Below are 12,712 nucleotides of genomic sequence, written 5' to 3' on the forward strand. Positions count from 1 at the left end.
CGTTTTGTTGCACTACTAAATATGTAATTACCTTTTATCTATTTTTCTTGCGATTGTCGCACCAGTAAACTGAATGATTTGGACAAAAACTAGCATAATGATAATCATATAAATCATTAATTCTGTTTCAAAGCGCTGATAACCATAGCGAATTGCAAAATCACCAATCCCGCCACCGCCAACAACTCCCATTATTGTTGAGTAAGAAATAAAACTAATGGTCGATGTTGTAAGTCCTAACACTAAGCCAGCACGTGCCTCTACCAAAATAAACTTGTAAATAATTTCTAATATTGAGGCACCCATTGCCGTCGCTGCTTCAATCACTCCCTTTGGAACATCTAGCAACGCTTGTTCGACTAATCTTGAGTAATAGGCAATCGCCATAATGGATAATGGAATCGTTGCTGCCATTGTTCCAATAGCCGTTCCAACGATTAGTCTTGTAAATGGAATTAAAAATACAACAAACAATAAAAAAGGAAACGATCGGACAATATTTACAAATAGGTTGAGTATCGAAAAAACCACTCGATTTTCTAATAGCTGCCCTTTACGGCATAAAAATAAAAATGTTCCTACAGGGAGACCAAGGATAATCGCTGCCAAAATAGAAAAGCCAACCATAACAAAGGTTTCTTCAATGGACTGCCAAATTTCCGTTTGGTACTGAACTATAATATCAGGCATGGTGTAAATCACCAGCCTTTGTTAATTGATCAACAAACCATTGTGGATTTTTATCAGGAGTGGTAAACCCTTTTGGCATGATATTTACCGTATCAAATATTTGTCCCTTTTCCATTACCGACACTCGGTTACAAATACTTTTAATAACTTCCATTTCATGACTAACAATAACAATGGTAACACCTAATTGTTGATTAATTGTTTGAAGCACCTCTAATATTTCTGCAGTCGTGTTCGGATCAAGGGCAGATGTTGGTTCATCGCAAAGCAATACTTCTGGTTGATTGGCAAGCGCTCTTGCAATAGCTACCCGCTGTTTCTGACCACCACTTAATTGGGCAGGATATTTATCCGCATGCGTTTCCAATCCAACAAATTTAAGGCATTCCGTTACACGAGCTCGCCGGTCTTTCTTCGGATAGTTTGCTAATTCTAGTGAAACTAGAACATTGTTGTATACCGTTTTATTTGCAACAAGATTAAAATGTTGAAAAATCATTCCGATTGTTTGCCTTGCTTTCCTTAATGATCTTCCTCTTAATTTTGTTAACTCCTGATTATTAATCAAGACTTCTCCCGCATCAGGAACTTCCAGAAGATTCATCAGCCTTAGTAAGGTTGATTTTCCTGCTCCACTTGCACCAATTATGCCGTGAATTTCTCCTTTGTTTACATTAAGCGTGACATTGGAAATCGCCTGGTAGGCTATATTTTGTTGGTGATAGCTTTTGCTTACATTATGTATTGAAATCACGATGATTCCCCTTTCTTCCTTTTGAAAGGTACAATAACCTCTACCATTATAGCGAAACCATATGCCAATGTCATCAATTACAACTATTTTAGTAGGAATTCCATTTTTACCCAATGCCTGCATAATTCTCTCTATTCCCCTCTATATTATTCTATAGCATCATCCTTTATCCGAGCTTCCATGCATCATTACATAATTTGATTTACTAAAATTTGAATGATAAGGGCTATGGTTACAACACGTAAAACTGGTTTTACTAAACGTGGCTTTAGTTTTTCAGCAATTCGTACACCGATTTGTGCCCCAGTTAGAGAGCCTGCAAGTAAAGCAATTGTAATCGGCCAAATGATTTTTCCATTCATAATATAGGTTGTCGCTGCTCCAATACAACTAGAAAAAGTGGCAAGTCTTACGTACCCAACCGCACGGATATAAGCAATGTTTAAATAACTAAATAAATAAAGCATTAATGTTCCTTGACCAGGACCGAATAGACCGTCATATATTCCAATTCCATATAACCCAGGAATACTAATTTTATTTGCTCGTAAAGATTCCTCTCCTGTAAAATTACCCTTTCCTAAATACGAGGTGATGAAGGCAAAAATAAGCAATCCAATAGCTATAACATACATATTTTTCTCAGAAAGACTGGATGCTATATAACCGCCACTAATCCCTCCAACTATGCTAATCGGAATAATCCAATAAACTTCCTTAAAGGATAACTGTTTCTTTCTATATAAATGAAAAAAACTTGAGAAGGAGCTTACTGTATTTGAAACTTTATTTGCCCCGATAGCGGAATGAACCGGAATTCCTAATAATAACATCATCGGTAAACTAATTAACCCTCCACCACCTGCAAGTGTTCCAAGTGTTGTTGCGCAAATACCTGTAAAAAATAAAAGAATATATTCCATTTTTTCCGCCTCCTTGTTAGTTACAGTATATTCGCACGCATCATATAAGTATATTTTAATGTTTTTATAAATAAACATAAGTAAAAGTTATAAACTATAACTTTTTCTCCTGCAAGTAGTTTTTTTGGCATTTACGTATATTCCCGCCTTACCAATAAGAAAACAAGCTACATTAAATAATTTTCAAAAGAGAAATCCTTAGCATTTTTGACTATAACGGAGTATTTTAACGAGCGAGTCAATTGTTCGCGTTTTCCTAGCGATTTTCCTTTTAATCCAATTACCTTTATAATCTTTCTGTTAATCACGGTCTGACTTTCATTGGAGATGAAGGTCATCTATTCGTTAAATGGAGGTAATTTATGAATATTTCTACGGTAAAACAGCAATGGTTTGGAAATGTGAAGGGCGATATTCTAGCTGGGGTTGTTGTCGCTTTAGCATTAATTCCAGAGGCGATTTCCTTTTCTATTATTGCTGGTGTCGATCCAATGATTGGGATCTATGCATCCTTTTGTATTGCGATGACTATTGCCTTTGTCGGTGGTCGTCCGGGAATGATTTCTGCTGCGACTGGTGCTACAGCATTATTAATGGTTACTTTAGTAGCAGATTATGGACTCCAATACTTATTAGCAGCTACTATTTTAACAGGTGTTTTACAAATTATCATGGGTGCCTTAAAGCTCGGTCGGTTAATGAAATTTGTTCCGAAATCCGTTATGATCGGTTTTGTTAATGCATTAGCAATTTTAATTTTTACGGCGCAACTACCTCATTTCGTTGGAGAAGGCTGGCCAATGTACTTGATGGTTGGTTTAGCTCTTGCAATTATTTATCTTTTTCCAAAAGTGACAAAGGCTGTACCATCACCATTAGTAGCAATTATCGTAATTACTGTTATTGCATTACTTACTAATAGTGATGTTCGTACAGTTGGAGATATGGGGAATTTATCTTCTACTCTTCCACTCTTTTTACTACCTGATATTCCATGGACTTTTGATACGTTGCAAATTATTTTTCCTTATTCCCTTTCCATTGCGATTGTTGGTTTAGTGGAATCTTTATTAACCGCAAGCATTGTAGACGATATGACAGACACCACGAGTAATAAAAATAAAGAAGCGCGCGGACAAGGAATTGCAAATATTGTTTCAGGATTATTTGGAGGAATGGCTGGCTGTGCCATGATCGGTCAATCCGTTGTGAATATTAAATCAGGTGGTCGTGGTCGCCTTTCAACGCTTGTAGCTGGTGCAGTATTGCTTGTTCTTATTATCTTTTTTAATGATTTTATTAAGCAAATTCCAATGGCAGCATTAGTGGGGGTTATGATTATGGTTTGTATTGGAACCTTTGACTGGTCTTCATTAATAGCACTTCACAAAAATCCTCTCTCAGATAGTATTGTTATGGTTGTTACCGTAATTACGGTTGTTTTAACGAATGACTTGTCGAAGGGGGTACTTGTTGGAATTATTTTAAGCGCAATTTTCTTTGCAGCGAAAATTTCCAAAATCACCGTGAAAAGCGTTCCATTACAGGGGGATAGTCGGAAAATATATTTTGTTTCCGGTCAACTATTTTTCGCTTCCGTTACTGACTTTGTCAATAGCTTTAACTATAAGGAAGATGTCCGAGAAGTAGAAATTGATTTATCAAATGTACATGTTTGGGATGACTCAGCAGTCGATGCGCTTGATAAGGTGGTTAAAAAATTCGCTCAGCATACTATTTCCGTATCGTTTATTGGGCTAAATAAAGAATGCCATCATTTATTAGAAAAAATTGCAGGATACAATGTTTCAAGTAATATAGATAAAGTAGCTAATTAATATGGAAAAAGGCTATTTCCAACAGAATTAGACTGTTAGGAAATAGCTTTTTTACATTCTTTTTACTCTTTAATAATACGCGTAACCAAAGAGTGGGAAAGAGAAAGGGCAGATAACATCAGCATAAAAAAGTAAAAAAACGATCAGTGGGAAAATCCTCACTGATCGTTTTTAACGAAATGGATTTTTCCACTCCATTAAAGCTGCATAATTAAGTGATTCCTCATCCTCTAAATAGTTAGGAATCACTCCAATAGGAGTTCTGCCACAGCGGAGTAAAAAAGTGATTACTGGATCCTTCTCTTCTCCCTTTACTACTGCATGTAAATATTCCTCTGCATTCATTTCGTTTGCCAAACTCGAATAACCAGGCATTCTTCCACCACCTAGCAAACGCTCCAGCCCTTTATGCACCACTACTTCATACATGGATTGCATTAGCCACTTTCCTAATTCAAGCTTACGATAGCTTGGACGAATACAAATATCGACAACATACAGTGTATTCCCTTGTGGGTCATGATTAGTAATATAGCCGTTATCGGTAATTTCTTCCCATGTGTGCTGAAGGTGATTTGAATCAAAATTCACCATTAATGCTGTCATTGATCCCGCTAATTCACCCTCCACCTCCACACAAAGAGCACCCTCTGGAAACAACGTAATATGATTCATTAATTGTTTTTCATTCCACCAAAGCTCTGATGGAAAAGGAGGTGGAAAGCTTTCCTGTTGTATATGAATCAATGTCGGAATATCTTCTACTTGGTAATTTCGAATGTTCACTTGGACATTCCGGTGACCATTATATAAAAACAATTGTTTTCCGTATGACATATACTACCTCCTATCAAAAATTATTTGCTTAAATCTGGATATAAATCAAAACGACGATCTCGCCAAGTTGTCACCGAGCCATTGGCACGAACCTCTTCCAGTAATGCAAGATCCAAATCTGCTGTAACTATCATATCATGGTTTAATTCACCCTCCACCATAATTCCTTGTGGTGGAAATGGAACATCATTAGGAGTGATAACTGCCGCTTGTCCCATATTTCCGCGCATGAAATCAACTGTTGGAAGAGAGCCAACTGTACCTGTTGTCACAACATATACTTGATTTTCAATTGTTCTCGCATGACAAGAATAACGAACGCGGTGAAACCCATGACGATCATCCGTGCAAGATGGACAGAAGATTACATCCGCTCCCATTCCTCTTACTTTACGTACGATTTCAGGAAATTCAATATCATAGCAAGTTAGTAAAGCAATTTTTCCTTTCGGTGTATCAAATACTTGCACGTCTTCACCAGGTGTAACCTTCCATTCCTTTACTTCCGTAGGTGTCATGTGTAGCTTTGGCTGTACGGCGATTCTGCCATCTGGATAAAATAAATGGGCAGCATTATACAATTTATCTTCCTTACGGATGACATGTGTACCACCAATGATGTGGATTCCTGTTTCCTTAGCAAGTGAGGAAAATAGCTCGTAATATTGCTCAGTATAATCCGGTAAATTTTCAATCGCTTGTGCCTTGCCATTCTTTGAAATTGACATTAATTGTGTTGTGAAAAATTCTGGAAACAAAACAAATTCCGTGTTAAATTCTTCCGCGGTTTTTACATAATGGGTAACTTGCGCTGCAAACTCATCGAAGCTAGCAATGGTATGCAAATGGTATTGAACTGCTGAAACACGTAATTTCATTTATCCTTCCCCCGTTTCCTATTATTTCTATTAAAGTGCCACCATATCTTGAATTAAATTGCTAATACTTTTTACTTTCTTTCCTTGATACTCTGGATAATTCATTTCATATAAATCGATAAATACGGTCCGCATACCAAGAGCAATAGCAGGAGCAATTTCATTGATAAAATTATCACCTATTGATATCGCTTTTTCTGGTTTACAATCGTATTTTTCTAGTAAATTACTAAAGTGGGTTTTCGTATGCTGTGGCTTTCTCGCTTCTGTAACAATTTCATCAAAAATATTTTCTAAATCTAATTGATGGAGCAATCTTCCAACATCATCCTTTTCACTATTGGTTACTAGAATGATATCCTTCTTACTCTTTAAATGATAAAGTGCCTCTCTCAAACCTGGGATTTTCGTTAATGTAAAAGCTTCTGTCGCCATAAAATCCTTCGTTTTTCCATATGCTGACTGAGTATTTGCCGCACCAAAATGCTTCGCACATACATTTGGCAACCACCAGCCATCGCCAATTGCAATCATCGTGTCGAAATCCATTGCTATTGGATGCGGATATAGGCGATTGATTTCCTCTGCTCCTACTTCCTCGCCTTCCCATGTCCAAGCTTTATTCACAGTTAAGCTTGCAGAATCTAATTGTAAAATATAATCTCGGACAACATCATACACTTTTCCGATGGAAACCGTATGGTCACCTGCTACCATTTTTTTATATTCAGCCAAGAAGTCTGCGTGCTTATCTTCTGGTAACTCTTTTAATAATTGCTCTGCATAATAATCAAAGTGATCCGTGTCCTCATATAAGGTTCCATCTAAATCAAAGATTACTAAATCTATAGGTGCAAATACGTTTTCCATTCTTGTCCTCCATTCATTATAGAAGAAATTCCAATTACTTAGGACGCAAAAGACAGCCTTTTGCTTTTCCTCTTCCCTGTTCCTGCTTATTTCACCTTATTATATAATGTATTCTATTCCTGTGAAAGTCTTCTCTATCCACCAAACGCCTAGTATGCCCAAAACATGAAAGTAGGCAGAATGAAATGATACTTCTTTTCATTTCCTACTGCCTATACTTCCTGTTTTTCCCCTACTATTTTTTCGCCTCATATACCTTTAATAATTTTCCTTTTATCGTCCGATTCTTCATTTCCTTTAACACTAGCGGACCCTTTCCATTTAGGATTTCTACAAAAGTAGCGGTATCCGTAATCGTGATAATCCCAATATCTTCTGCTTCAATGCCATCTATTTTGGCAATCGTACCAACAAAATCAACGGCACGCAGCTTCTTTTTCTTACCGCCATTAAAATATAATTTCATGATTTGTTTATTTAGCTGCATATTTTTCAACTGTTTTCTTGCAGGCTTCGTATGCAGTTTCGTGATAAAATTAGCTTTTCTTTGTGCCACCTCATCCGGACTTGGTACAGTAAGCTCTGGAATGGTAAATCCAATATATTCTTCAATTTGTTGTAAAACATAATGTTCATTTGGTTCTACGAATGTGATTGCCTTCCCTTTTTGCCCAGCTCGTCCAGTTCTTCCTGTTCGGTGTACATAGCTTTCCTTCTCCAGTGGGATGTCATAATTAATTACTAGTGGAACATTATCAATATCAATGCCTCTTGCAGCGACATCTGTAGCAATTAAATAGCGGAATTTTCCTTGCTTAAAGGCATTCATTGCATACAGTCGATCGTCCTGTCTCATACCTCCATGAATTTTTTCACATGAATAGTCTAATCTCGATAGCCGATGAAATAATTCATCGACACGATCTTTCGTACGACAAAAAATAAAACTACTATCTGGATTTTCTATAACCATTACGTCGGTGAGTAAGGAAAATTTATCCGCTTCGTCCACACTGTAACAGTAATGATCAATTTTATCGGTTGTTAGCCCCGTTGCCTCAATTTCAATAGTTATTGGCGTTTTCATATACTGTGTAGACAAAGCTTTTACTTCATCTGGAAAGGTTGCAGAGAATAGCATTGTCACACGGTTGTCTGATAATTCGCGGAGAATTGCTTCCACTTGATCAATAAAACCCATATTAAACATTTCATCTGCTTCATCAATGACAAGATAACGAATTTTCTCGGTTGCCAGATTTCCTCGATTCAGATGGTCCAATACCCTTCCTGGTGTACCAACAACAACATGGGTTTTTTGTTTAATTTCTGTTTTTTGAATGGCAATCGGTTGTTTCCCGTAAACAGCAGCTGCTTTAATCCGCCTATGTCTACCAATATTCGTGATGTCCTCTTTTACTTGGACAGCAAGCTCTCTTGTTGGCGTCAAAATTAATGCCTGTGGTTTATTTTCCTCCCATTCGACCAATTCACAAATCGGAATGGCATACGCTGCGGTTTTCCCACTCCCGGTTTGTGAACGAACTACTACATCATGTTTTTCTAAAACAAGTGGAATTACTTTTTGTTGTACCTCTGTTGGCTTATTATACTGTAAGCTATCCAGTGCCCGGAGAATCTCCGGGCTTAAAGAATAGTCTTGAAAATGTTTTTTCATTTATTTTTCCTCTTTTAGTTATTCAGAATGCTCATATAAAGTAACACTCTCAATATAATTAATAAATCTTCTTAGCTCTTTAGCTTGTTCGCTCGTTATTTCTCCAGCCTCATACATTCGATGAATTTCTGAACGTTCCGCATCCATAACCTTCAGGCGTAGCTCCTCTTTTTTCTCTTCTTTTCTTTCATCAAAATGTAATCTAGGCGTGCGAATCCGTTTCATAATTCTTTTGTAATCGAGAATTACTGCGTGTACAATATCCGGGTTCTCATCGTTAACTACATGACGCTCTAACGTGTCTATCGCATTTTGGATCGCCTTTAATTGAATATCTTTCCCTTTGCGTAATTTATCGAAATTCGCTTCCTGTTCTTTACGCGCTTTCCCATTGAATCGCTTCCATCCTCGCAATGCTTTCCCTAAAATGAAAATTGTACCTGTCCGAACATTGTTCGAAAGTACTTCCTCCCGATGATCAAGTGCTTTCTCAAATATTTCATAAACCTCCTGGTCCATTTGATTATTTTGAAAAACTTCTTGAATGTACTTTCGCTCTGCCTTTAATCCGATTAACCGAATTTCAGCAACTTGCTTTTGATGTTTTTCAGTTTCACTATTTTGCTGTGGATGAAACTTTGTAAACATTAATTTGTATTCATCCATTAGTTCATAGGCAGCCAATTCATTATCATCGTTCATTTCCTGACGAATTTGTTTTAAAGTTTCTTGAAGAATTTTTGCTCTTGCAGTTGATAAATTCATATTCTGTTGGTCACCAGTTATTGCTTTTTCCTTACTTAACATTGGTAGGAATAACGTGGCGACTATTAAAGTAAAAAGAATAACACCGGCTGCTAGGAATAGAATCAAGGAACGCTGCGGGAAAAATGCTCCATTCATTAGGAAATACGGGATAGAAAGAACCCCTGCCATTGTAACCGCACCGCGTACACCTGTTAGCGTAACTAATAGACACGTGATGATATCTGGTTTTTCCATTCCATTATTCTTGCCAAAACGATATTGGTAATGTGAAAAGAAGTAACTCCAAATAAAACGAATCGCAAATATAATGATTCCAATTGCTATTACATACCCAATTGCAAGCCAATTGCCGATATTCGGATTTTCAACCGTTTCCCTCATCGAAGAAGGAATGTTTAGTCCTAATAGGATAAATACGATTCCGTTTAAAATAAATAATACAATCGACCAGACATTTTCTGTGACAATCTTTTCCTCTGCCATCATTGTTTCGGTTCTCTCAGAAACTAATGTATGTACAAATCCTGCGACGACTACCGCAATAACACCGGAGGCATGAAGTAGTTCTTCGGTGATGATGAAAATTATAAAGGGGGTTAAAACTTGTAGTAATGTATGAAATGTCACATCTATGATGCCTTGCTTTCGCAATGTATAGCGGAACCAGAATATAAGTAATCCAAGTATAAGTCCGAGAAGTGCTCCAGCAATAAACATATAGATAAAATCAAAAATTGCTTCTGATAAGGAAAAATAGCCTGTTACTACTGCAGCAACCGCATAGTTAAAGGCAACCAATCCCGATGCATCATTAATTAACGATTCCCCGCGTACAAGATTTAACACTCTTTCAGGTAAATGGATTCGTTTAGCAATACCATTCACAGCGACTGGGTCGGTTGGAGATAATATCGCCGCCAATGCAAAGGCAGCTGCTAACGGGATGTCCGGGATAATCCAGCGGATGAGATATCCTCCACCAATGGTAGTTAAAAGCACAAGAACAATGGCATTTCCAAAAATCGGTGCACGCATGCGCCATAATTCCTCACGGGGGAAATGTCGCCCATCATTAAATAAAAGTGGTGCTACAAATAATAACAGAAACCACTCTGTCTCGATTTCAAATGACATATCACGAACGACTAAGGCAAGTATTATTCCAAATGCTATTTGTGTTAATGCAGTCGGTATTGCCGGTATATAATGACTAATAATATTTGAAATTAATAAACAAGTTAACAATATAATAACTGTCAATAATAAATCCATATTTGTATTCCCTTTCTGTATCTCTCTCTATATATGCCTTCTTTCATTAGATAAAAATTTGATATGTATTTATACTTTTACCTACTATAGCTTGTACATTTTTATGTTTCTTTATCTATACCTCATGCTCTATATCGCCATCAACTGTTTTCTCTTCGGTATAAATCGCGAGACTTATAGCCTGCTGCAAGTATCATTTTCATTTCATCGCGACGCTTCGCCTTTGTTTCTTCTTGCTTTGCACTATATACATAGCGTGCCCAATCTTTACGATAACCTGGTGTAAGTGATTGATAAAAGGCTAATAATTGCGGGGAATCCTGAAGATCTCTTTCTACTAAAGGAATGCTATCCATATAGTCATCCACTCGTTGACTTGCCTTTGAGGATATCTGATGTTTCCCTTTTGAATCTACCTTTAGACCAACAACTGTGAAAATATCATCTAAGCCTACCATTCGAGCAAATTTAATATTGCTGTGTTTGACGAACCCATCTTCTTCTGAACCGAGAATCGTAAATAGATCATCACGATGAATATAAGTAGAATATTTTTTATTCCCTTTTTTTGGATATGCAATATAAAGATAGCCATCGTTGGTTAAATAATTTCCAGAGACTACAATATCTACTAGCCGTTTTAGTTCATCACTATTTACCACAAAAGCAAAAATCAGATCATACCGATTATTATTTAGCCCTGTATCATAAACAGTTAATTCCTCCAGGTAATTCGAATTATTTGGTAAATTTAATACCGCAGCTTTTTCATATTTTTGCAAGCTCAATTTAGCTACTATTGATTTTGTCATATTTTTCACCTACTTCATTTTGTCTAATAGTTATATTGTAAAAGTTCTCTTAATTGTTAACAACAATTATCCTTGGCTTGCCAAACGAAAAAGTGACCCGTGCCGAGCCACCATTCCACTTTCAATATTAAAAATTACGGGCAATTTCCCTTGCCTTTTCCATTGCTTCGGAAACAATGGCATTTGCTTTTTCTGGATTCTGATCTAATCCTTCGACAAACAGCTGTTGGACATCATGAATTCCTAAAAAACTTAATAATAGCTTCACGTATTGACTAGCAGGATCTGTTCCTGAATAGATCCCCCCATTTGCCTGAATATGCAACGCTTTTTTCCCCTCCATCATTCCTACAGACCCAGTTGCTGTATATTTAAAGGTTTTACCAGCAACATTAATCGTATCAAACCACGCCTTTAACCGTGTAGGTACGCTTAAATTCCATAATGGATTGGCAATCACTATTTTATCCTGTCCGAGAAAGCTGTCTGTAAAAGAATTAAACAAGGTTACTTTATGCTGTTGGGCTTCTGATAAGGTATAAAATGGTTTCCCTTGATGCAATTCATTCCAAGCATTTAGGAGATCTCGGTCAATTTCTGGAACTACCATATTATATAAGTTAATATCTTCTACCGTATCCTCTGGATGTGCCACCTTGTATTCTTCCACAAAGGCATCCGTCACCGCCATGGACCGTGACACTTCCTTATTTAATGGATGTGCTCGTACAATGAGAACATTTGCCATCGAAATCACCACTTTCCTTCTATATAAGAATAGAACTAGTATCTCTCCTCAAACAAAAATCATGTATGTTTTCCGGGATCCATCGTGCTACAAAAATAGAAGGATAAGGCTTTATTTTAAATGTTCATTCAACACATTCTCTTCCAAAACCGAAAATTTATCCCCATAAATTTTTGTAATATGATTTTCCCCCCATGCACAAAGAGCGTCTAAAATACTTTGCAGGCTTTTTCCATATTCACTCAATTCATATTCTACCTTCGGTGGTATTTGATTATATACAATTCTATTAATAACGCCATCTGCCTCTAATTCCCGTAATTGTTGGGTTAGCATCTTTTGAGTAATATCTGGCATTAACCGTTTTAATTCACTTGTTCGTTTCTTTCCGTGATTTAAATGACATAAAATGACACATTTCCATTTTCCACCTATCACCTCTAATGTTGCTTCCACTGATATATTGTACTTCTTTTTTGGCATGATTTTCCCTCTCTTTAATAGGTACTAAAAAGTACCTATATTACTTTTTGGTTCCTATATTACTTTAAAGTGCGTACTTCCTTTAGTTATTCGTGTACTACATAATAGCATTTGCGGGTTCACTTGAATAGTATTTCGTTTTGATTGCCTTCCTTTTACTT

General features: G+C 36.8%; 12 protein-coding genes. 1 reads left to right on the forward strand and 11 read right to left on the reverse strand.

The annotated features are described in order from the left end of the window. Positions 1-27: 27 nt before the first annotated feature. The 3 genes from OEV98_RS07555 to OEV98_RS07565 form a co-directional block, all read right to left on the reverse strand. On the reverse strand, positions 28-690 hold the full coding sequence (locus OEV98_RS07555; protein ID WP_263072617.1) for a methionine ABC transporter permease: 663 nt from the start codon (positions 688-690) through the stop codon (positions 28-30). After that, positions 683-1,444, reverse strand: a complete 762-nt coding sequence (locus tag OEV98_RS07560) for a methionine ABC transporter ATP-binding protein (RefSeq protein WP_263072730.1) — start codon at positions 1,442-1,444, stop codon at positions 683-685. Before OEV98_RS07560 ends, OEV98_RS07555 begins: the two co-directional genes overlap by 8 nt. A gap of 188 nt (positions 1,445-1,632) precedes the next feature. Beyond that, entirely contained in the window at positions 1,633-2,367 is a 735-nt protein-coding gene (locus tag OEV98_RS07565; protein WP_263072618.1) for a sulfite exporter TauE/SafE family protein, read from the reverse strand. A 362-nt stretch (positions 2,368-2,729) separates the two neighbouring features. On the opposite strand from OEV98_RS07565, the gene OEV98_RS07570 reads away from it, so the two are divergent. Beyond that, positions 2,730-4,205, forward strand: coding sequence for a SulP family inorganic anion transporter (locus OEV98_RS07570; protein WP_263072619.1), 1,476 nt, complete (start codon positions 2,730-2,732; stop codon positions 4,203-4,205). 171 nt (positions 4,206-4,376) lie between these two features. Here OEV98_RS07570 and OEV98_RS07575 read toward each other — a convergent pair whose 3' ends face one another. The 8 genes from OEV98_RS07575 to OEV98_RS07610 form a co-directional block, all read right to left on the reverse strand. Next, a complete protein-coding gene (locus tag OEV98_RS07575; protein WP_263072621.1) occupies positions 4,377-5,042 on the reverse strand; it encodes a GNAT family N-acetyltransferase in 666 nt (221 codons plus the stop codon). Positions 5,043-5,062: 20 nt separating this feature from the next. Beyond that, positions 5,063-5,920: a carbon-nitrogen hydrolase family protein gene (locus OEV98_RS07580; protein WP_263072622.1), complete on the reverse strand. Its 858-nt coding sequence runs from the start codon at positions 5,918-5,920 to the stop codon at positions 5,063-5,065. A 30-nt stretch (positions 5,921-5,950) separates the two neighbouring features. Further along, on the reverse strand, positions 5,951-6,790 hold the full coding sequence (locus OEV98_RS07585; RefSeq protein WP_263072623.1) for an HAD family hydrolase: 840 nt from the start codon (positions 6,788-6,790) through the stop codon (positions 5,951-5,953). Positions 6,791-7,025: 235 nt separating this feature from the next. Continuing rightward, positions 7,026-8,468 (reverse strand): DEAD/DEAH box helicase, encoded by a 1,443-nt coding sequence (locus tag OEV98_RS07590; RefSeq protein ID WP_263072624.1) that lies wholly within the window; start codon positions 8,466-8,468, stop codon positions 7,026-7,028. A gap of 18 nt (positions 8,469-8,486) precedes the next feature. Beyond that, positions 8,487-10,508, reverse strand: coding sequence for a Na+/H+ antiporter (locus OEV98_RS07595; protein ID WP_263072625.1), 2,022 nt, complete (start codon positions 10,506-10,508; stop codon positions 8,487-8,489). 140 nt (positions 10,509-10,648) lie between these two features. Continuing rightward, entirely contained in the window at positions 10,649-11,320 is a 672-nt protein-coding gene (locus tag OEV98_RS07600) for a YdeI/OmpD-associated family protein (RefSeq protein ID WP_263072626.1), read from the reverse strand. A gap of 127 nt (positions 11,321-11,447) precedes the next feature. Further along, complete coding sequence (locus tag OEV98_RS07605; RefSeq protein WP_263072627.1) at positions 11,448-12,068, reverse strand: FMN-dependent NADH-azoreductase; 621 nt, start codon at positions 12,066-12,068, stop codon at positions 11,448-11,450. Between the two features lie 111 nt (positions 12,069-12,179). Further along, the gene (locus OEV98_RS07610; RefSeq protein WP_263072628.1) at positions 12,180-12,551 is read right to left on the reverse strand and encodes a winged helix-turn-helix transcriptional regulator; all 372 of its coding nucleotides are present in this window, start codon (positions 12,549-12,551) and stop codon (positions 12,180-12,182) included. Between the last annotated feature and the right edge of the window lie 161 nt (positions 12,552-12,712).

The organism is Perspicuibacillus lycopersici (genome assembly GCF_025660475.1).
GTDB lineage: Bacteria > Bacillota > Bacilli > Bacillales > Caldibacillaceae > Perspicuibacillus > Perspicuibacillus lycopersici.